Consider the following 21,935-nt stretch of genomic DNA (forward strand, 5'->3'; position numbering starts at 1 on the left):
ACCCATTTTCAATAATTATTATTGCCTTAAGGAGGTAAGTCGTATGATAAATCTGCCCCTTAATGGGCTACAACAATTGAAAAATAAAAAAACCTGATTCTTTAAAAGAATCAGGACAGACTGTAGACAAACTCGAGTTTGTCTACAGATTTAATGAGGGTTTGTAAAATCTCGAACGTCGATTTCCTCTTCAGGCACTCGCTTTCCGCGGGCGGTCCGCCCTCGGCGCTTTTGCGCCTGCGGGGTCTCCCCTCGACGCGCTTTTCCCGCAGGAGTCTCGCACACCCGCTCCAACGACTTTGTTTTGAAATTTAGATAAAACCCCTTTGTCTAAACTAAGGTTTGCTTCTATTGTTGTAAAGTGTCCTGGTCATCCATTTCGGCCAAGATCTTCTTATATTTTTTGGATAATGAGAAAAATACTATGGATATGCCCAGGAACATGATTGTCGCTCCCATATAGACATATGTGTCAATCATCGCTTTGTCTCCAGTGGGAAGGATGGTTCCTATATAGAAGAACGAACCCACACATAACAAAGTGATCGCAAATTGTTTAAAATCGACCATTTTCGAACGCAGCATTGCCGCCGTTTGTTTTTTGCGGTTTTTCATGCCATTCCACCTTCTTTCAAGCTAATAAGATATCGATATCTCATTCTACCATATTTATTCCAAATGACAGGGTGTAAATAATGGCAGTCAGCTATGATTTCGGGTCCCTAAACGATTATCCTTGCAGCGCTTGTTCCAAGTCTTCCAATAAGTCTTCAACATCTTCCAGACCTACTGAAATACGAATCAACCCATCAGTTATCCCAAGTTCTGCACGACGCTCAGCCGGAATGGAAGCATGTGTCATCAAAGCCGGAATGGAAATCAAGCTCTCCACTGCCCCCAGACTTTCCGCAAGTGTAAAGTATCTCACTTTGTTCAAAACGGACTCGGCCTTTTCCGCACTGCCGACATCAAATGAAACCATACCGCCGAATCCACGCGATTGTTTTTTGGCAATATCATGATTTGGGTGGTTTTCAAGACCTGGGTAATAGATTTTCGAAACGCCTTCATGCCCGGATAGGAAACGAACGATTTGAGATGTGTTTTTTTCATGTTCTTCCATCCTGATTCCCAGCGTTTTAATGCCTCGCATCAGCAACCATGAATCCTGGGGCCCCAGCACGCCTCCTGTGGAGTTTTGGATGAAATGAAGGTCATTGCCAATCTTTTCATCATTCACCACGACAAGACCCGCTACAACATCGCTGTGTCCCCCCAAATACTTCGTTGCACTATGAAGCACGATATCGGCTCCAAGTGAAAGCGGATTTTGCCAGTAAGGCGTACTGAAGGTATTGTCCACAATGGTGAGGATGCCGTTTTCTTTTGCTATTTTTGATACTTCTTCCAAATCGGTGATTTTCAATAATGGATTCGTCGGAGTTTCAATGAACAGTGCTTTCGTATTGTCCTTTATCTCTTTTTCGATCGAGTGTATGTCACTCGTATTGATGAACGTAGCTTCCACCCCAAAGCGGTTAAGCACTTTAGTGATGACCCGGAAAGAACCTCCATAAACATCATCTGTCATCAATACATGATCACCATGACTGAACAGCATCATAACCGCAGTCATCGCTGCCATTCCTGATCCGAAGGCGAAACCTCTTTTTCCTTCCTCGAGATCCTTGATCAATTCTTCGAGGGCATGGCGGGTCGGGTTGCCTGTACGGGAATATTCATAGCCCCGATGATTCCCCGGGCCATCCTGTTTATAGGTGCTCACTTGATAAATCGGCACCGAAACCGCTCCTGTTTGTTCATCACCAAAAATGCCGCCATGGATCAATTGTGTTTTTTTTCTCACTTTACATTCCTCCCTGATAAATTTTTTTACTTAAGTAACGTTCACTTGAATCCGGAAATATGACGACGATATTCGCCCCCGGGGAAGCCTTGGCCGCTTCTTTCATGGCCGCTGCAAATGCCGCACCGGAAGAACTGCCGACAAGTAGGCCTTCTTTAATCGCCAATTCCTTCACCATGTCGAAAGCGTCACGATCGCTTATCGTATGGATTTGGTCAAAATACGTTTCATCCATATAGGCGGGTAGAAATTCCATCCCGATCCCCTCTGTTTTATGGGGTCCGGCTTTTCCGCCGTTTAAAATCGATCCTTCTGGTTCGACAATGACCGTTTTGACAGCAGCATTCTTTTCTTTCAAATATCGCGATGTTCCCATGAATGTCCCGCCCGTCCCGGCACCGGCAACAAACACATCCACATCGCCTTCCATCTGTTCCCATATTTCAGGTCCCAGCGTTTTATAATAGGCATCGGGATTGGAAGGATTGGCGAATTGCTGGGGACAATATGATCCCGGAATTTCAGCCAGCAGCGCCTCAGCCTTGGCGATTGCTCCTGTCATCCCTTCCTCTGTCGGGGTTTGGATCACATTCGCTCCAAGGGCACGCATCAATTCCTGTTTCTCGGTACTGAATTTCTCCGGAACGCAAAATATCACGTCCACCCCACTGTTTATCGCAGCCAACGCCAAGCCAATCCCTGTATTCCCGGCAGTCGGTTCGATGATCGTCCCGCCCTTTTTCACCTTCCCTGTCTGCAGCGCTTTGGCTAAAAGTTCTTGACCAAGCCGATCCTTCACACTGCCTCCCGGATTGAAGTATTCCAGTTTGGCAAAGATACGGACTTCATCCGGAAGCGGGAAATGGGTGATTTCCATCATCGGCGTTTCCCCTATCAGCTCATGAATATTTTTAAAGACTTTCATATTCGGACATCCTTTCATAGTTATCCTACCAATTTAATGAGGATTATGCAATAAAGAATGATCAGCAGAAAAGCTTCCGCTGATCACTTACCATTCATTTCATTTTTTCAACCATTTTCAGAATCAGTGCCGCTGAATGAAGAGCCGCAGTTTCCAGGAATTTATCAAAGGAAATATTGGACTCCTTACCTGCGATATCCGAAAGGGAACGAATGATGACAAACGGTGTTTTGAATTGGAAGGCTACCTGTGCAATGGCTGCCGCTTCCATTTCCACCGCGTATAAATCAGAGAATTTCCCTCTGACGAATTCAACCCTGTCAGGATCATTCATGAAAGAATCCCCCGTCACGATCAACCCTTTCGCCACTTGTATATCCTCGATTTCTTTTGCTGCTTCTTCTGCTATTGCAAAAAGCTTTTCATCCGGTGTGAAAGCTGCAGGCAGCTGAGGTACTTGACCGTATTCATATCCAAAAATCGTCACATCGACATCATGGTGCCGCACTTCCGTGGATATGACCACATCCCCTACATTCAGATCTGGATGATAACCGCCGGCAGAGCCAGTATTGATGACCGCATCCGGTTTGAATTTTTCTAACAGGATTGCAGTGGACATTGCCGCATTCACTTTACCGATACCCGATTTAAGTAAAATGACCTCGATACCATTCAGTGTGCCTGTATTGAACTCGGAACCCGCAATGGTCACCTGCTCCAACCCTTCCAATTTATCACGTAAAATCGTAACTTCTTCTTCCATTGCTCCGATTATGGCTACCTTCATTAGTAAAAACCTCTTCCTATAATTTTTCCGCCTCCATGATCCAGACGAATTGATTGCAGCGCTCGAAGTTCACTTTATATCCATTTGCTTCAAGCACTTTTTCCAAAAAAGGAATCGTAGTATAATATTCCGTTTGCAAATCGTTCGCCAAATTATGAAAGCCTTCCTGCCTTGCATCTTGAATCGCTCGTTCATGAGCTTCCTTTGATTGATACATTGTATCAGCAAACACTATTTTACCACCAGTATTCAGTAACTTTCCATAGTTGGCTATCGCTTTTTCTTTTTCTTCATCGGTTAAATGATGAAACGCGTACGTACTTACAATCGAATCAACCTGTTCCGGCTTCGGAAAATCGATAAAATCACCATCTACAATTTCTGTTTTTCCGCTCAGCTTGCTTACCGCTATTTCCCTCATCGCAGGAGAAGGTTCTATTCCCGATACCTTTAGGCCCTTTTTCAAAAGTCTTTCCGTCAAATTCCCGGTACCCACCCCGAACTCCAGCACATGACCAAAAGCCCGATTGGTGACGCTGTCCAATATGCCATCATAATGTTTAAAAACCTCTTGATACTCAATATCGTGTCCACCAACCGTATCATCATACGATTTCGACCATTCTTCAAATAAATCGATAAATTCTCTGCCCATTTTTAATCACCTTTTATAATAAGATAATAAAACCTATAAGCATAATATGAAATAAACAGAGAAACAGTTCTTGTTTTTAGGCAAATTCATTAGGTTCAGATTCGGACAAAATGGTGGTAAACTAACAGTATCTGAATGTTGGAGGGGAACAGTCATGAGTTTTCAACTCGACTTAAACTTATTCGAAGATAAAATAGAATTTTTCGAGGCAGAAAGCATCAAGAATCTTGAAGAAAAAATCCAATCACAAATTGAAATCAATAAAGCGATCATGCTCCAGGTGGAATCCGTGTCACACCAAATGTATGTAAGTGAAGAAGGCAGACGTTTTTATAGTGCAGTCGTCCACTTTAAAGCTAAAAAATGATCACCATGAAAAACCCCCGAAAAGCGGAATTCCTTTCGGGGGTTTTTCGTTTATACATTTTTTCTGAACATTATCTTTTATCGTTTGTCTTCAGCTCTTCGACTTTTACAGGTTTCCAACCTGATCCGTCCACCCATTCAATATAAACCCGGAAGGTTTTAGGGTTGTCTCCTTCAGAAACCGTACCGATTGCCGTGGTCGACGAACCGCCGTTTTGCAGCCACCATAGCTTCATGCTGCCTTCATCGATTCCAGCTCCGCTTGCTATCGCTTTACTCATCTCATTCCAATCGACCGAGCCCTTTTCGAAGCTGGTAGTGTGCTCCCCGGATTGCTCCGTTCCTACTGGTTTCCAACTCTCACTTGTATATGTAGACGCAACATTGCCATCGCCGCTGCCTTCCACTTCCACAAGTTCGGCATCTCCTGCTTTTTCTGGATCTGCATCATCTTCAGCCTTCTCTTCTGCATCTTCCTCTGTTGCTTTACTATCTTCTTTTTCGGCATCCTCTTCCGTTGCTTCACTATCACCTACTGCGTCTTCCTTCTCCGAATCCGTTTCTTCCTCTTTGCCAGAAGGTTTGTCCACTACTTTCCCCTTTTCTGTCTCGGCGACTTGCTTTGGTTCAGTCGTGGCTTTTTTTGTTTCGGTGCCATCATCACTTAAGAAAATCGAGACTGCGACAATGACGATTAAAATGGAAACGATGGTGATTGCAATATTATATATTTTATTTACTTTTCTTTTTTGATCTCTCTGATTGAAACGTGAGCCCAAGGTCCATTCCTCCCCTTACCATTTCTTACTGCCTCATTTTAACATGATTTAGCCAGAGATAGAAGGGAAGGGTTTCCTACACTTTTCGTCAATTCTCGCTAATGTCCTGGTCCTTCGAGTACAGGACTTTTACAATATCTGAAAAAAGAGGCGTCATGCTGGAACTGTTTTCCTTCGTTTCAAAACTTACGGTAACAAGAGCATATTTGGGATCTTTATATGGAAAGTAGCCTGCAAACCATTTATTGAGCTCCCCTTTTTCGATATTGGTCTGAGCTGTCCCGGACTTGCCGGCGACCTCCACAGGCAAATCTCTCAAGGAGGCGCCCGTCCCTTTCTCTTCCGTCACGACCTTCCTAAGAAGATGCTGCATCTTCATCGCTGTATAGGGTGACAGTTTCTCGCCGCCAATGCTTTGATTGGGAAAATCGACTACGGTCGTACTATTGTTAAATTCGACCTTGGAAACGGCTTTGACCTGTTCCTTCTTGCCGCCGCGGGCAATCGTTGCCATCATATTCGCGATCGCGAGCGGCGTCGTTTGGACATCCTGCTGGCCAATTGCCGTTTTGGCAACCATTTTGGGATCTTTTTTTAAATCGTCATCATGCCAGACCTTTCCTGTTTGTTCATGATGCAGCTGAGTGACTTCCGTGTGATATACATCCCCCTGCCAGCCCGTTTCACCAACCAGCCCTAACATTTTTGCATATTTGTCCAAAAAGTCCGGATCCTTCTCCGCTATTTCCTGTGACAATTCAGCAAACGTCCTATTACAGCTTTGAGCAAAGCTATTTTCAAAATTAAGTACGCCCAGTTCCCTCTGTTTATCCGTTTTGCCGTCTATCGTCAAATTACAGTTAAATGTCCTTGTGGGACTGGCCGCTTCATAATCGATGGCCGCTGCTGCCGTGACCGTTTTAAAGACGGAACCCGGCGTTTTTTGAGTCAGCATCATATTGACGGCCCCTTCGCCATTTGGATCTTTTATATTAAGCGCCGGACGTGATACCATGGCGACGATTTCACTTTTTTCGATATCGATCAGGACGAGACCGCCTTTTTTTATCCCGCGTTCATCGACGAGCCTCTCCGCTTTCTCCTGAATTTCTTTATCGATCGTCGTCATGACCTTCACCGGGTAAAGCGGATTTGCTGGTTCCACATATTTAACATCGACACCGAACATCGGTCCTCCGCTGGCGTCCACGTGAAAAACGAGCTTCGATTCCCCAGCGGAAAGCAAGAACTCATCGAAGGTCCTTTGCAGTCCCGTATTGCCTATTTTCGTTTCAGGAGATAAATTCATGTCCGGGTAACGTTTTTTCTTTTCCGCATCAGATATATTCGTCGTTCCGATCAATTGTGCTGCAGGCATTCGATCATGATATAATTTCTCATTCACGGCAAAGACCCCGGGAATCTTCAATTCATTGATCGCCTTCGACTGGCTGGACGTCAACTCTATCGGTTCATCACCGCCAAATACGAATGGTTCATCCGCTTCTTCTATCGCCCGTTTTAACTCCGCTTCCGATTCCCCTATTATCGAGGCCACTTCATCTATAGGCCATGTCATTTTTTTTAGAAAGGGAAAAAGGACGAGCGTCGGGATTTCTTCATGTGCCAGCGGTTCTCCATTTCTGTCATAGAACTTTCCGCGTCCATCATCAATCTTTAATATTTGTGAACGCTGATTCACGCTTGCTTCCAACAGGTTCACATCATGCTTTGAAAAAGATTCTGTCGATACAAGTTGGATGTAGGCAAGCCTGCCTATGAGCATCAGCATGAAAGTGGTCAAAAAAAGAGCCAGCAACCTCATTCGTTTCTTTTTCATAAAATACACCTCGATAACCATTGTTGACGAGGTGCTAATTTTTAAACAATTATGAACAAATTTAACGCGGCACTTTTCCATATGGCTCTTTTCGTAAAGATTGTTGTTTTTAAACGAAACTATTTAAGGTTGATTGGAGCGGAAGTGCGAGACTCCTGCGGGAGCAGCGGGACAGGTGAGACCCCACAGGCGTTTACGCCGAGGAGGCTCACCGCCCGCCCCGCGGAAAGCGAGCATCTTGAGGGGAAATTAACCACAACTCACTACTGGTAAATAGCAACAAAGTATGTGAAAACAGCCTTACATAAAAAGAGGATGCCCCGATGGACATCCCCTTTTGCATTTTATTTAGTCGATGGATACAATCTTGACGCTCATTTCGCCGCCAGGTGTCATGATCGATACCTTGTCGCCGACCCTTTTCCCTATCAGGCTTTTCGCGATCGGGGAATCATTGGAGATTTTTCCTTCGAATGGGTCCGCTTCAACGCTTCCTACGATGGAATATGTTTCTTCGTCACCATTTGGAAGTTCCACGAAGGTTACCGATTTTCCAAGTGAAACTGTATCTGTATTCGAATCATTGCCTTCAATGATTTTTGCATTGCGGATCATGTTTTCGATCGTTGTAATACGTCCTTCAACGAAAGCCTGCTCTTCTTTTGCGGAATCGTATTCTGAGTTCTCGGAAAGGTCCCCAAAACTGCGGGCGATTTTGATTCTTTCCACCACTTCTTTACGTTTAACCGTTTTTAACTGTTCCAGTTCCTGCTCAAGCTTTAACTTACCTTCTTTAGTCATTGGATATTCTTTTTCAATTGCCAAAACCCTTCACTCCTTCAAATTCTTTACAGCAAGCATTCGCTGTGACAAGTTTATGTACTATATAGTGCTTAACCCTAAATCGAGTCAAAAATATATAATTGCGCGACTTAAAAAGTCGCGCTTCGATACTAAGAAACAATCCGTTCCTTAGTATATAAACCGACTGCGGTGGGCAGCCGGTTCGTTCTGTATCAAGAATAGAGTATTGCGTTTTCCAACATTTGTCCAGTCTTTCCCATTAAATAAATGGGATTTTTAAATAAACGGAGGAAAATGGCACCTATCATTATTTATGCTATGTTATTACAAAAAAGACTTTTGTTCAAGGATTGTTTGAATTTTTGTCACCATAAGGTCAATCGCCACATGGTTTTGGCCACCTTCTGGTATGATGATGTCGGCATAACGCTTCGTCGGTTCTATGAACTGATTATGCATCGGACGGACGACACTGATGTATTGTTCGATGACGGAATCTATGGAACGGCCGCGTTCTTTAATATCACGGGTCATCCGGCGAAGGATCCGCAGGTCTGCGTCCGTATCGACATATAGCTTCATATCCATCAGGTCTCGCAGGCGCTCATCCTCCAGTACAAGAATCCCTTCAAGGATGATGACATCCTGTGGCTCAACTGTGATGACTTCTTCCGAGCGCGTATGGATCGAATAATCATAAACCGGTTTTTCTATCGTTTCATAGCGCAGCAATGCGTTAATGTGATCGATTAACAAATCATTATCAAATGCAAGCGGATGATCATAGTTCGTTTTCAGGCGCTCTTCAAAAGGCAGATGACTTTGATCTTTATAATAATAATCTTGTTCGATCATCAAGATGGAATGTCCTTGGAAGAATTCAAAAATGGAACGGGTAACACTTGTTTTACCTGATCCCGACCCTCCGGTAACTCCGATGACCACTGGTTTCTTTCTTGTCATATCAATTCTCCTTCCGCATCATATTGTTCACATAAACTCTATTATCTACTTGAATGCGGACAATTTGAAGCGGATGGCGGGCTGCCTCCAGCTCCTTACCTGACTCATCCCAGATCGTACCGATTTTTTGAGTGAAGTTTTCGATTTCCGGTCCAAAAAACTCCACTTCATCCCCAGGCTTGAAGAAATTACGTTGCTGCATGGTGACGATTTTAGTTTCCTCGTTGTAATCAAGCACCAATCCTGCGAAGTCGAAGCGAGTCTTTACGGTATGATTCCCGAACATTTGCTGTTTATACCCAGGAATTTCCCCTTCCATGAACGATGATGCCGTCTCACGGTTCGCACACTTATCAAGCTCTTCCAGCCATTCTTGTTTAATCTTGAAATTGTCGGGATCGGCACAATACGCATCAATCACTTTACGATACACGCTGACAACCGTTGCAATATAATGAATCGATTTCATTCTTCCTTCGACTTTTAAGCTGTCTATGCCAATTTCGATCATGCCAGGCAGTGATTCAATCAGCTTCAAGTCTTTTGGACTCATTGCGAATGGAGCATCTTCTTTATCGAATAAAGCCTTTTCCCCATCTTGATCCAACTCATATAAATCATAATCCCAACGGCAAGACTGACAGCAGCCGCCGCGGTTCGAATCACGCGCCGTCATATGGTTCGAAAGGGTGCAGCGTCCAGAATAGGCAATGCACATGGCCCCATGAACGAAAGCCTCGATTTCGATATCGACCTTTTCCTTCATTTCACGGATTTCATCAGCACTCGTCTCACGTGCCAAAACAACACGCTCCAAGCCTTCCTCTTTCCAATACTGAACAGCCTTCCAGTTCGATAGCGATTGCTGTGTGCTTAAATGGATCTCGACTTTCGGAGCGACCCTTTTACAGGTTTCGATGATTAATGGGTCGGCGACGATGATACCATGGACCCCTGCCTCCTGAAGACCTTCCAGATATTCATCAAGACCATCGATATTTTCATTATGTGCGAAGATATTTGTAGTTACATATACTTTGGCACCATATTTATTAGCGAATTCGACGCCTTCCTTCATTTCCTCAAACGTGAAGTTACCGGCATTGGAACGAAGGCCATATTCCTGACCGCCAATGAACACGGCATCCGCGCCGTAATGGACGGCTATTTTTAATTTTTCCAGGTTGCCGGCCGGAGCCAGCAATTCCGGTTTTTTTACAATGACTCTCTTTCCATCAACGATCTTGGAAATTTTATCAGCAATAGCATTCAAGGCTATTCCTCCTCTTTCTCTTACCCTTTTCTTTAATAAACCGATTCTTTAAAGAAGAACCCAGTATCCAACTCACGGTTATCCGGCTGAACCGCTTTGACTTTTTCAAAAAGTTCCGATTTGATATCATCATAGCGGTCAGGGTCTTCAGCACATACGTCAATCGCTTCCCGATATAACCTTGTCATTTCAATGACATATTCCGGAGTTTGTAGTAACCCTTCGATTTTCAGTGAATCAATTTCCGCTTCAAGCAATTCCTGAAGTTCATCAATCATGCACATATCATTCGGACTCATGATATGTGTACCATTTTCATCTTCATAAATCGGGTATTTATTTTCACGTTCCTTATCATGCAAGAACATATTTCTTTGTTCCTTCCGATTTTCCACTTCCAATGCCTTGCCTTGGTATTCAAAGTAATTACCTAGGAGCGTACGCTTCGATTGGAACATGCATGTCATGCCATGCACTTGCACTTCAATCTCCACTTCGGCATTTTCCTTCATTTCCACGATCTCGTCCAGACTTATCTCACGGGCAGCAACGGCACGGACAGCACCTCGTTTTCCCCAGTAATTACATGTGTACCAGTTCGTTACCGTCATCTCTGTATTCCAGTGCAGGGGCATATCAGGTGCCACGGCACGGACTGCCATCAAGACTGCGGGATCACCGAAAATGATCCGGTCGGCACCAGCCTCTTTAAGGAATGTAACATACCCTTCAAGCTCGTCCACTTTTTCATTATGAAAAATGGCGTTCATGGATACGTACACTTTCTTGCCCGCAGCATGTGCAAGTTCAATTGCCTTCTCTACATCTTCACGATTGAACTCCCCTGCCAGCCTTAGTGCATAACGTTGTTCGCCAATGACAAAGGCATCAGCGCCAGCATCGATGAGTTCTGTTATATGATCGACACTTGTCGGAGTCACGAGTAATTCAGGCTTTTTCATTTTTGTCACCTCTATGTTTACTAATGGCCACACCATCACCAATCGGCAAAATTACAGTATCGAAATGGGGATGGTCATGTAACCAGATGTTAAAGTCTCTGATTTTTTTGATAAGAGCTCGCTTTCTTCTCGTCATTTCCATTTCTTCAATGTTTTCGGCAACCAAGCCTTTGAATAAAACATTGTCAGTAATGATGATGCCAGCATCAGCAAGGAATGGTTCAAACAGTTCAAAGAATCGCTTGTACTGCCCTTTAGCTGCATCAACGAAGATGATATCGAACGGGCCATGCTCCATCACTTTCGGTCCCGCTTCAAGGGCATCCCCTTCAATGAGGGTGATCCTTTCCGACAGTCCCGCTTTCTTGAAGTTAGCCCTTGCCTGCTCAATACGGGCTTCATTCCGTTCAAGTGTGACGATTTGAGCTTCCGGAAGGGTCTCAGCCATCCTTATGGCCGAATAGCCAATTGCCGAACCTACTTCCAATATCGCTTTTGGCTGATGAAGCCTTAAAATCTGAAGCAGCACTTCAATTCCTTCGGGCTCCATGATCGGCACATTATTTTCCATCGCAAAATCTTCCAACTCCTTAAGCAAACCCGTACGCTCCGGAATTAAGGAATGAAGATATTGTTCTATTTTTCCGTTCAAAACGTTTCCTCCATTTATAAGGAAAACAAAAGCGCTTGGTCAGTAACATGAAAAAATTGATTGAACAATTTCTTCACAAGGAGCTGAAACAAGTATGCTTGACGATCTACATTTCCTTATCTTTCAAAATAAAACCCGGCATTCGCCGAGTTACGTCACCGATAAGAATCGGGTCAAAAATTCACTTGTACTATTCTATCATAAAAACAAGGGGAAAGTAATATCTCTCCCCCCTCAGTGTCCTTGCATTTTTTTATTTATTTATTGGAAATATGCTCTGCCTTTTTGTTATTGTGGTCATCCAGGGTCTTGGAGTAAAGGACTTCCCCTTCAGGTGTTGCCAAAAAGTACAGGTAATCGGTTTTCTCAGGCTTCAATACCGCATCGATCGATGTCGTTCCGGCATTTGCAATCGGCCCAGGCGGAAGCCCCTTGTTCTTATACGTATTATAAGGGGATTTCACCTCAAGGTCTTTATAATACACCCTGCTCTTATGTGAACCCTTCGCATACAAAACGGTCGGATCCGTTTGAAGCGGCATATCTTCCTTAATACGATTGTAAAAGACAGAAGCTATCTTTCCGCGATCGACTTGTGCCGTCGCCTCTTCTTCGACAAGCGAAGCGAAGGTCAGCATCTCGTGTACGGAATAATCGTTCTTGTCCATTTGGCCCTCGTAAGCCTGCAAAGTCTCTTCGGTTTTCTTCAGCATCTCGATGACGATCGACTCCAGGGTCGGCTTTTCTTCATAAAAGTCATAAGTAGCTGGGAAAAGGTACCCTTCCAGCGGATATAAAACCTTTTCATTTTCAATTTCCGAGGTCAATAGCTGCGGAAATTGCTCTTGCATGGAATTAACGAACTTCTTATCATTCAATTTCTTGAAGACCTTTTTCGGATCTTCACCCGTCTTCCCCGCGATGATATCGGCAATTTGGATTAGCTGCTTCCCTTCAGGAATCGTTATCTTCATTGCCGCTTCCTTCATGAGTTTCCCGGTTTTGATGCTTGTGACAATATCTTCAATCGGCATCGAAGGTGATAATTTATACTCCCCTGCCTGAAAACCGGATTCATTGCGGAATTTAATATAATATTTGAATACGCGTGCGTCCTTGATTATTCCCTGCTCTTCAAGCAGCGTTGAAATTCCGTTAACGGATGAACCGATCGGGATTTTCACTTTCTTGATGGTATCATCATCCGGATCGACTGGTTTCATGGCTGAGTTGATATATAAAAAGCCCACAAGACCAACTATCCCAATTAGTAAAATAAGCGAAGCGATCGTAATCATGATGATTTTACGAACCAGCTTGGCTTCTCCTTGCTGTTCTAACAATTTCATTCGGATATGTTCCTTTTTAGATAGATTTTTATCTTTTTCATCCATGTTCATTCCCCCTGCAAACTCACACCAACTACAGAATGGTTTCTAGATGATGCTTTTTCTCTAATTAATCTTTGCTTCGAACATTATACTAAAATCAACAAATAATTACATGTTTTTTGCAAAACTACATTCATCAATACTCTATTTATGGCAAAAATGCACTAGTTTTGTCAATATACAGGTATTATTTAATAGGAAAATAGTGATATCTTTGTCTAAAGTTTTTTTGAGTGTATATTGATTTCCGCTCCAGTTCAGGCACTCCCTTTGAAGCGTTTTTCACCCAGGAATCTCGCACACCCGCTCCAATCAACTTTGTATAAAAAAATTCAGATTGTAACCCTTTTGTCTAAAAAAGTTGTTCAGAATGCTCACAGCCGAACCATGAAATGTTATTTGGTGGTGGATTGATTTCCACTCCAGGTACTCGCTTTCCGCGGGCTGTCCGCCCTCGGCTTCCTCCTGCGGGGTCTCCTTAGACACGCTTTTCCCGCAGGAGTCTCGCACACCCGCTTCAATCAACTTTGTTTTAATTATAATCTGCTAAAAATGTTTCCTGCATATGTTAGGGAATGACAGAAATATTCATATAGGAATGCCATAATGATTTGAGGAAAAGGAAAGGTGTGAAGGAGTTGGATCAATCTTATTTTGTAGGTTGGGGGACATTGGCACTCATAAACGCCGGACTTGCTCAAGGAAAAAATGTTCGCTACTTTTATGCTTTTATTCGCAAAGAAAAGATAAGGGGTTACTGGTACAAAAATGAAAAAACGACCTTAATGTCACAGTTTTTTATGTGTTTGTACAATTTGTACGGTGATTTCCACTCCAGGTACTCGCTTTCCGCGGGCGGTCTCGGGAGCCTCCTCGGCTTTCGTCTGCGGGGTCTCCTTAGACACGCTTTTCCCGCAGGAGTCTCGCACCTTCCGTTCCAATAAAATTTTATAAAAAATTCAGATTGTAACCCTTTTGGCTCGGAATGTCACAACCCGACCATAAAATGTTATTGGTGTTGGACTTAAATTTCCACTCCAGGTACTCGCTTTCCGCGGGCGGTCTCGGGAGTCCTCGGCTTTCGCCTGCGGGGTCTCCTTAGACACGCTTTTCCCGCAGGGGTCTCGCACACCCGCTCCCATCAATTTTGTTATTAAATTTTAGACTGAGTCCTTTTTCAAAAAAAAAACCGACCTTTAGGGGCCGGTTTTTTTCTTTTATTCTTCTTCCGCTTCTTCTTGGTCTAGGAATGTATTTAACATTTCTTCCACAAGATCCCACTCTTCTTCTGTTTCGATCGGTGTAAGTTCACCATCTTTATTATCTTCGCTCGGTACGAATGATGAAGCGTGGATTTCAATTTCTTCCTCTTCATCTTCTGCAGACATCGGATAGTAAAGTACATAAGATTTGTTGAATTTATCTGAGTCGAATGTGAAAAGGATTTCGCATAGCTGCTCGTTTCCGTTTTCATCTACTACTGTAATGTTGTTTTCGCCGTGTTCCATTTGTATTCACCTCATATTGAATTTGTTTGTCTGTCCAAGAATCCTTGCAGAATCATGACAGCTGCCATTTTATCAATGACTTTCTTGCGTTTGCTTCGGCTTACGTCCGCCTCAAGAAGGACACGTTCAGCCGCCATAGTTGTCAACCGTTCATCCCAGAGAAACACCGGCAGCTTGAATTTGTTTTCTAATCGTTTAGCGAAATCTTGGCTGATCTCGCCTCGCGGTCCAACAGTCCCATTCATGTTCTTAGGTAAACCGAGGACAATTTTAGAAACATCATGCTCTTTTATAATTTCATTGAGGCGTTTAAAGCCGAAGTCATTTCCAGCTTCGTTAATTTTGATCGTTTCCAATCCTTGTGCAGTCCAGCCCATCGCGTCGCTCAGGGCGACGCCGATGGTTTTTGAACCCAAATCAAGTCCCATTGTGCGCATTAGTATTCCTCTCGATGGTTCTTAAGATACGATTTAACCAATTCTTCGATGATTTCATCGCGTTCAAGCTTACGAATAATGTTTCGAGCATCCATATGGCGCGGGATGTAGGCCGGGTCACCAGATAATAGATAACCGACAATCTGGTTTATCGGGTTATAACCTTTTTCCTGAAGTGCAATATACACTTGAGACAATACTTCTTGTACATCTCTTTCGAATGGTTCTTCGGGAAAATTAAATTTCATCGTTTTATCAAAGGAACTCATTAACATGCACCTCTCCTCAGCGTCCAAATCCACTATTACCTACATTGTACAACACTTTCCATTGATTATGAAATCGATAAGACCCATTCTTCAACAAAATTAAGTGCTGCATCCAATTTTTCAGGGTCTTTTCCGCCGGCTTGGGCCATATCTGGACGTCCGCCACCGCCACCGCCGCAACGAGAAGCAACTTCTTTCACCAATTTACCTGCATGGAAACCGCGGTCGATGTAATCCTTGGTCACCCCGGCAATCAAATTGACTTTATCGCCTTGGGCCGAGCCTAATACGATAATGACAGAATCGAGCTTTTGTTTCAAATCATCCGCCATGGCACGCAGATTATTCATGTCGGTAGCTTGAACCTTCGCCACCAATACTTGAACACCATTTACTTCTTTTACGTTAGAAACAAGGCTGCTTGCTTCAATATTACTTAATTTTGCAGTAAGGCTTTCATTCTCGCGATGAAGATCCTTCACTTCAGCCAGCACCGTTTCAATTCTTGAAGGTACGTCTTTCAAGTTCGTTTTCAATTTAGCAGCAGCGTCCTTCAAGACACCGATTTGATCGGTCATCAATTTGTACGCCCCGGCACCCGTTACCGCTTCTATACGGCGAGTTCCTGCACCGATGCCGCTTTCGGAAACGATTTTGAACAAGCCGATCACCGCTGTATTCGGAACGTGGACCCCGCCGCAAAGTTCCAAGCTGTAATCGCCTATTTGAACGACACGTACAATCTTGCCGTATTTTTCGCCGAACAAGGCCATTGCGCCCATAGCCTTGGCTTCTTCGATGTTTTTATAATCCGTATTCACTTGTAAGCTTTGCCAAATCTTTTCATTTACAATCGTTTCGATTTGTTCAATCTCATCCGCCGTTATCTGGCCAAAATGAGAGAAATCGAAGCGAAGGCGCTCAGCCTGTACGAGTGAACCCGCTTGGTTGACATGTGTACCAAGCACATCTTTCAACGCCTGATGCAAAAGATGCGTCGCTGTATGGTTTTTCGTGATATGGATGCGATTTTCTTGATTTACCGCAGCAACGATATGGGAATCTGCTGTTAACGTGCCGGCAGTAACTGCTACACGGTGCAGATTTTGGCCATTAGGAGCTTTTTGGACATCAAGGACATCAACCTTCACCGATTCACTGGCCATCGTTCCTATATCGGCTATTTGTCCGCCGCTTTCCGCGTAGAAAGGAGTCTTGTCCAATATCACTTGAACTTCTTCTCCTTCTTGTGCCTCCGTTACAAGCTCGCCATTTTTAATGATGGCAGCAACTTTGGCTTCGACAGCAACTTGATCATATCCGACAAATTCACTTTCAACTTTAATATCGCCCAATACCCCGCCTTGGATTTGCATGGAATCAACATCTTGACGCGCTGAACGGGCACGTTCACGCTGAGCATCCATCTCTTTTTCAAATCCAGCTTGATCGACCGCCATGCCTTCTTCTTCTGCATACTCTTCCGTTAACTCAATCGGGAAGCCATATGTGTCATATAAACGGAATGCATCGCTGCCCGGAATGGTCGTATTGCCTTTTTCCTTTTCCTTTTTAATGACTTCAGAAAGGATGGACAGTCCATCATTCAAGGTTTCATGGAAGCGTTCTTCTTCATTTTTGATTACTTTTGCAATGAATTCTTTATTCTTGAGGACTTCAGGATAGAAGTCTTTCATGATTTCACCGACGACCGTCACAAGCTCGAACATGAATGGTCGGTTGATGTTGATTTGCTTAGCATATCGAACCGCTCTGCGAAGTAAACGGCGCAATACATAACCGCGGCCTTCGTTGGATGGAAGAGCCCCGTCACCTACTGCAAAGGCTACCGTACGAATATGGTCGGCAATGACTTTGAATGCCACATCTTTTTCTGAATCAACACCATATTTCACATCGGATATCTCTTCTACTGCGCGGATGATTGGCATGAATAAATCTGTATCATAGTTCGTCGCCACATCTTGAACGACGGAAGCCATACGTTCAAGGCCCATCCCTGTATCGATATTTTTCTTTGGAAGCGGTGTATAAGAACCGTCCGGATTATGGTTGAATTGAGAAAATACAAGATTCCATACTTCCAGATGACGTTCATTTTCCCCGCCTGGATATAGTTCCGGATCATTCGGATCATCGCCATATGCTGGTCCGCGGTCATAGAAAATCTCCGTATTCGGACCGCTTGGACCTTCCCCGATATCCCAGAAGTTTTCTTCCAGGCGAATGATCCTTTCAGCAGGAACACCGATTTTCTTATTCCAAAGTTCGAATGCTTCATCATCTTCAGGATGGATCGTCACAGCCAATTTATCTTTGTCGAACCCAATCCATTTTTCATCGGTCAAAAACTCCCATGCCCATGTGATGGCTTCTTCTTTGAAATATTCACCAATGGAGAAGTTTCCGAGCATTTCGAAAAACGTATGATGACGTGCCGTTTTTCCCACGTTTTCAATATCGTTTGTACGGATCGCCTTTTGAGCATTCGTAATCCTTGGGTTTTCAGGAATCACCCGTCCATCAAAATATTTCTTTAACGTCGCCACCCCGGAATTGATCCAAAGCAATGATGGATCTTCATGAGGAACCAATGACGCACTTGGTTCGATGTTATGTCCTTTTTCACTAAAAAAGTCTAAATACATTTGGCGGATTTGAGCACCAGTTAAATACTTCATATATATATCCTCCTTTTAAAAATTATGTAATTTTGAGCACACAAAAAACCCCCATCCCAAAAACAGGGACGAGAGTTGACTCGCGGTACCACCCTGATTATGGACGCAGGAATTCATCCCAGGCCCATCACCTTCATAAAAGCCTTAACGCGGCGTGACGGCAGGTATTAGCTGCTCTCAGGACTAGCTTTCTGCTGCTCTTCACCTGGCAGTCCCTTTCAGCCTGGGGGACCCCTCTCTTTAGATGGACTTCAGCATACTTCATCCTTCAACGAATTATCTTATGTTATGGATTATATTCACAAGACTTTTATTTGTCAATAAGGGGCGGCTTCTTTCTAAAGTGAACGCGGGCATGAAGTACAAAAACTTTCAACACAGCCAAGATTGGAATCGAAAGGACCATGCCGACGATACCGCCTATTTCGCCTCCGGCCAATAATGCAAGCATAATGAACAGCGGATGCATATGAAGGCTTTTACCGACTATTAGCGGAGACAGGATATTTCCTTCAAGAAATTGAAGGACAAGCACGATGACCGCGATGATCAACACCATTTTCACTGACATTGTCGCGGCGATGACCACAGCAGGAATGGCCCCAATAATCGGTCCGAAATACGGAATGACATTCGTTATTCCGATTATCGCCCCCAAAAGAAGCGGATATTTCATTCCGGCTATCCAGAAGAGCAACGAGGAAATCAAGCCGATCACGACACAGACGATGATTTGTCCGCGGATATAGCCGCCAAGCGATGCATCGACATCACGAACGAATGCCCGTCCCTGATTGCGCCATTTTTTCGGGGTCATATACCATGCCATTTTTTTTAAAACGGTGAAATCTTTCAGGATATAAAAAGCAATGAATGGAATCAACGCAATCAGGACGATGAAATCAATCATCTTCATTGCATACTCCATCGCCTTTTCCGGTATACGCTTCAGCCAGCCTTCGAAAAGGGTGACACCCTCTTCGAATCTTTCATGAATTCCGAACGGCCAGGCCGCCGTTTGATGATTGAGCTTATCAATCCTGCCCCGGTACTGTTCAACCAGTTCCGGCACGCTTTCCGACAGCTCGCGAACCTGGCTGACCATCACTGGAATCCCTTTATAAACGGCAAAACCGATCCCCCCGAAAAACAACAAATAGATGATCGTAATCGAAAGCCAGCGACGCATCCCTTTCTCATTCAAATATTCCACTACAGGGTGCAGCAAGTAACTGATGAACGCACCGACCAAAAAGGGCAGCAGCACCGTCACACATACAGTAACGGCAGGTCCCCACATGGGCTTAAGTTTCATAAAAATATAGATGACGAAAAATAAGAGCAATAAAAAACCCAGGCGATAAAACCACTTTAGCCGAATACTCACAAATAAACACCCCCCGCTCATTTATTCTTCGAAAGGCGGAAGGTTTTCATACATAAAAAAGAGTGCCCTCATTATCAGGACACCCATTCCTGCTATAATAATGACTTTAATCTTTTGCGTATTTTCTTCATGTTCCGTTTGATCATCTTCGAGTTCATCAAGTCCGAACCCATATTCATTAGAGTATTGCGTGAACGTCTAGCCATTGCAAACACCTCTTCCGTTATTTACATACCGAAGCGGCGGTCATTTTCCTCAAACAAATCGTCCAATGAGCTTAAACTTCCATCTTCCTCGACTTGGTGCGTATTGATGAGCCCTTCGGACAGAGTCATTTCAATAAAGCAATTCCAACAATAATATTGATTTACGCCAATCTTCCCAACATCTTTACTGCGGCAATTCGGACATTTAATTTCCAAAATGGACACCTCACTGTTCATAAACTGAAACAATGATGGTGTCCTTCCCTAATGCAGGCGGCTGTTTTGATTCTATCACTGTCGACTCCGAGAAAAACCCATCCGTTGTTTCATACGCTATAATCGTGCCCATTTTTTCCTTGAAATATACATCCTGCAGTAAACCAAGTTCTTCGCCCATTTCTGAAAACAGCATGCGTCCCAATACTTCGTCCTTCGATAGGCAAATGGAATCCGCAGGCACTTTCCTTAAGGTTGAATCTTGGTGGCTGATGACGATCCCATCTGGACCAAATGAAGAAATATCGTCAAGTTTCAAATGAAAAGCTCTTTTGAACAATGCTTGCTGATGAATGACCAAGCCCGTTACCTGTCCCATTTCAGAAATTGATAAATCGTGGACCGTGCCGATTCTTTCTCCTTTGATTGTGAAAACCGGCATTCCTTTCAATAAAGAAAACGTCCGCAAGGTCATCCCGCCTTTCCGAACATTTTTATTATCTCTTTACTACTGAAAATAAATGTGCTGAAAGGTTTTCCATTGTTGGTCCATAAAAAAAGACCGGTTTCCCGGTCAGATACACTGCTTTACCAGCCCCTGCTGGCACCTCCGCCGCCGGAACTTCCTCCGCCGCCGCCCCGTGGACCGCCGCTTCCGCCTCCACGGCCGCCGCCGCCGCGACTTATGAATATTAAAAGGATATTGATTAGCGTTTGAAGGAAAAACCCTTTAAAGAACTTGGCATCAAGGATGAATACGATGATGACGACGATGATAATGAGGAAAATCTGTAAACCTGATGGCTGAAAGGTTTCTGACTCGGGCTGAACGGAGAGATCTTGATAAAACTCGTCACCTAGGTTGTATTCTTTCGTGACGTCATTATATACAGCCTTATAGGTCTCCGTCAGGGCAACATCATATTTACCCTCTTTCAGCGCGGGGATAGCCACATCATCCAAAATCTGTCCAGATTTTATATCGGAAATGGCCCCTTCCAAACCGTACCCCACTTCAATACGGATTTTCTGTTCTTCCATGGCCAGCACGATGAGGACTCCATTGTTCAGCTCGGCATCACCAAGCTTGAATGATCTTAATGCCTCGACCGAGTACTCCTCGATCTCGGATCCTTCCATCGAATCAACCGTCAAAATGGAAATTTGTGCTTTTGTGGCATCATCCAATCGTTTCCCAAGTTCGATGAGTTCCGATTTTTCCTGATCATCCAGGACTCCGGCGAAGTCCTGAACATATATATCCCCAACTGGTTCAGGAATGTTAGGTTGTGCTGCGGCCACGTTTGCTAAACTGAACGTGAGAATGAAGAATAGCGCAAACACAGCGAGTTTTTTCATTATTTATCGCTCCCGAAATCAACCTTTGGCGTTTCTTTTTCTTGATCGGTCACTTCAAAATATGGTTTGGCATCGAACCCGAACGCTCCTGCCATCATATTCTTCGGAAAGCGTTTAATCATCTTATTATAGTTGGTAACTTCATCATTATAGTCTTTTCGTGCTACCGTCAGCCGATTTTCCGTGCCTTCCAAACTATCCATGAGGCCCCTAAAGTTCTCATTGGCCTTTAAGTCCGGATAGTTCTCGACAACAACCAAAAGACGGCTCAAGGCCCCGCTCAATTCTTGATCGGCTTCAATCGCATCTTCGGTCGAATTGGCACCTGCCAGCTTCGAGCGTGCATCACTCACCGCTTTAATGGCTTCCGTTTCATGAGCCGCATAACCCTTAACCGTTTCAACAAGATTCGGAATCAAATCCGCTCTTCGTTTTAATTGGTTATCCACCTGTGACCATTTATTATCGACATCTTCACTGGCACTAACAAGTCCGTTGTACGAAGATGCGCCATAAATGACCAGTAGAACGACAACGACTATCCCGATTATCCAACCTTTTTTCATCAAATCCCCCCTGCTTAC

General features: G+C 44.0%; 23 protein-coding genes. 1 reads left to right on the forward strand and 22 read right to left on the reverse strand.

The features are described 5' to 3' along the window. Window positions 1–348: 348 nt before the first annotated feature. The 5 genes from NYE65_RS03820 to NYE65_RS03840 all read right to left on the reverse strand — a co-directional run bounded on the left by NYE65_RS03820 (window position 349) and on the right by NYE65_RS03840 (window position 4,237). Window positions 349–615, reverse strand: coding sequence for a YrhC family protein (locus NYE65_RS03820; protein ID WP_034308601.1), 267 nt, complete (start codon window positions 613–615; stop codon window positions 349–351). A 115-nt stretch (window positions 616–730) separates the two neighbouring features. Next, a complete protein-coding gene (locus NYE65_RS03825; protein WP_034308604.1) occupies window positions 731–1,867 on the reverse strand; it encodes a bifunctional cystathionine gamma-lyase/homocysteine desulfhydrase in 1,137 nt (378 codons plus the stop codon). A 1-nt stretch (window position 1,868) separates the two neighbouring features. Then, a complete protein-coding gene (locus NYE65_RS03830; RefSeq protein ID WP_340859872.1) occupies window positions 1,869–2,792 on the reverse strand; it encodes a PLP-dependent cysteine synthase family protein in 924 nt (307 codons plus the stop codon). 94 nt (window positions 2,793–2,886) lie between these two features. Further along, window positions 2,887–3,582, reverse strand: a complete 696-nt coding sequence (gene mtnN, locus NYE65_RS03835; RefSeq protein ID WP_034308609.1) for a 5'-methylthioadenosine/S-adenosylhomocysteine nucleosidase — start codon at window positions 3,580–3,582, stop codon at window positions 2,887–2,889. Between the two features lie 16 nt (window positions 3,583–3,598). Then, window positions 3,599–4,237, reverse strand: a complete 639-nt coding sequence (locus NYE65_RS03840) for a class I SAM-dependent DNA methyltransferase (RefSeq protein ID WP_340859873.1) — start codon at window positions 4,235–4,237, stop codon at window positions 3,599–3,601. Between the two features lie 154 nt (window positions 4,238–4,391). Between NYE65_RS03840 and NYE65_RS03845 the strand changes: the two genes are divergently transcribed. Further along, window positions 4,392–4,604, forward strand: coding sequence for a DUF2536 family protein (locus NYE65_RS03845; RefSeq protein WP_048682770.1), 213 nt, complete (start codon window positions 4,392–4,394; stop codon window positions 4,602–4,604). A gap of 70 nt (window positions 4,605–4,674) precedes the next feature. Here NYE65_RS03845 and NYE65_RS03850 read toward each other — a convergent pair whose 3' ends face one another. The 17 genes from NYE65_RS03850 to NYE65_RS03930 form a co-directional block, all read right to left on the reverse strand. Beyond that, entirely contained in the window at window positions 4,675–5,382 is a 708-nt protein-coding gene (locus tag NYE65_RS03850; RefSeq protein WP_340859874.1) for a YrrS family protein, read from the reverse strand. Between the two features lie 88 nt (window positions 5,383–5,470). After that, window positions 5,471–7,222, reverse strand: coding sequence for a peptidoglycan D,D-transpeptidase FtsI family protein (locus NYE65_RS03855; RefSeq protein ID WP_340859875.1), 1,752 nt, complete (start codon window positions 7,220–7,222; stop codon window positions 5,471–5,473). 348 nt (window positions 7,223–7,570) lie between these two features. Continuing rightward, window positions 7,571–8,047, reverse strand: coding sequence for a transcription elongation factor GreA (greA, locus tag NYE65_RS03860; protein ID WP_034308617.1), 477 nt, complete (start codon window positions 8,045–8,047; stop codon window positions 7,571–7,573). 303 nt (window positions 8,048–8,350) lie between these two features. Then, window positions 8,351–8,989 (reverse strand): uridine kinase, encoded by a 639-nt coding sequence (gene udk / locus NYE65_RS03865; RefSeq protein ID WP_034308619.1) that lies wholly within the window; start codon window positions 8,987–8,989, stop codon window positions 8,351–8,353. Window position 8,990: 1 nt separating this feature from the next. Continuing rightward, window positions 8,991–10,262 carry a peptidase U32 family protein gene (locus tag NYE65_RS03870; RefSeq protein ID WP_034308621.1) on the reverse strand — a complete coding sequence of 424 codons (1,272 nt, stop codon included), beginning with the start codon at window positions 10,260–10,262 and terminating at the stop codon, window positions 8,991–8,993. 32 nt (window positions 10,263–10,294) lie between these two features. Next, on the reverse strand, window positions 10,295–11,224 hold the full coding sequence (locus NYE65_RS03875; RefSeq protein WP_340859876.1) for a peptidase U32 family protein: 930 nt from the start codon (window positions 11,222–11,224) through the stop codon (window positions 10,295–10,297). Continuing rightward, window positions 11,211–11,876, reverse strand: a complete 666-nt coding sequence (locus tag NYE65_RS03880) for an O-methyltransferase (protein ID WP_095678541.1) — start codon at window positions 11,874–11,876, stop codon at window positions 11,211–11,213. The genes NYE65_RS03875 and NYE65_RS03880 overlap by 14 nt, the downstream gene beginning before the upstream one ends. A gap of 257 nt (window positions 11,877–12,133) precedes the next feature. After that, window positions 12,134–13,270 carry an endolytic transglycosylase MltG gene (mltG, locus tag NYE65_RS03885; protein WP_371748454.1) on the reverse strand — a complete coding sequence of 379 codons (1,137 nt, stop codon included), beginning with the start codon at window positions 13,268–13,270 and terminating at the stop codon, window positions 12,134–12,136. 1,214 nt (window positions 13,271–14,484) lie between these two features. After that, window positions 14,485–14,775: a DUF1292 domain-containing protein gene (locus tag NYE65_RS03890; RefSeq protein WP_034308630.1), complete on the reverse strand. Its 291-nt coding sequence runs from the start codon at window positions 14,773–14,775 to the stop codon at window positions 14,485–14,487. 11 nt (window positions 14,776–14,786) lie between these two features. Further along, window positions 14,787–15,212: a Holliday junction resolvase RuvX gene (ruvX, locus tag NYE65_RS03895; protein WP_034308633.1), complete on the reverse strand. Its 426-nt coding sequence runs from the start codon at window positions 15,210–15,212 to the stop codon at window positions 14,787–14,789. Then, window positions 15,212–15,481, reverse strand: coding sequence for an IreB family regulatory phosphoprotein (locus NYE65_RS03900; protein ID WP_340859877.1), 270 nt, complete (start codon window positions 15,479–15,481; stop codon window positions 15,212–15,214). Before NYE65_RS03900 ends, ruvX begins: the two co-directional genes overlap by 1 nt. Before the next feature lie 65 nt (window positions 15,482–15,546). Further along, the gene (gene alaS / locus NYE65_RS03905; RefSeq protein ID WP_278089571.1) at window positions 15,547–18,183 is read right to left on the reverse strand and encodes an alanine--tRNA ligase; all 2,637 of its coding nucleotides are present in this window, start codon (window positions 18,181–18,183) and stop codon (window positions 15,547–15,549) included. A 310-nt stretch (window positions 18,184–18,493) separates the two neighbouring features. Then, a complete protein-coding gene (locus tag NYE65_RS03910; protein WP_095678537.1) occupies window positions 18,494–19,570 on the reverse strand; it encodes an AI-2E family transporter in 1,077 nt (358 codons plus the stop codon). Window positions 19,571–19,797: 227 nt separating this feature from the next. Next, entirely contained in the window at window positions 19,798–20,013 is a 216-nt protein-coding gene (locus NYE65_RS03915) for a hypothetical protein (protein WP_034311361.1), read from the reverse strand. Then, a complete protein-coding gene (locus tag NYE65_RS03920; protein ID WP_328178585.1) occupies window positions 20,003–20,461 on the reverse strand; it encodes a PRC-barrel domain-containing protein in 459 nt (152 codons plus the stop codon). The genes NYE65_RS03915 and NYE65_RS03920 overlap by 11 nt, the downstream gene beginning before the upstream one ends. A gap of 119 nt (window positions 20,462–20,580) precedes the next feature. Beyond that, on the reverse strand, window positions 20,581–21,351 hold the full coding sequence (locus tag NYE65_RS03925) for a TPM domain-containing protein (RefSeq protein ID WP_340859878.1): 771 nt from the start codon (window positions 21,349–21,351) through the stop codon (window positions 20,581–20,583). Beyond that, window positions 21,351–21,920, reverse strand: coding sequence for a LemA family protein (locus NYE65_RS03930; protein WP_445670394.1), 570 nt, complete (start codon window positions 21,918–21,920; stop codon window positions 21,351–21,353). Before NYE65_RS03930 ends, NYE65_RS03925 begins: the two co-directional genes overlap by 1 nt. Window positions 21,921–21,935: the final 15 nt, after the last annotated feature.

It is taken from the genome of Peribacillus sp. FSL R5-0717, from assembly GCF_038002945.1.
In the GTDB taxonomy this organism is placed as follows: Bacteria; Bacillota; Bacilli; order Bacillales; family DSM-1321; genus Peribacillus; species Peribacillus frigoritolerans.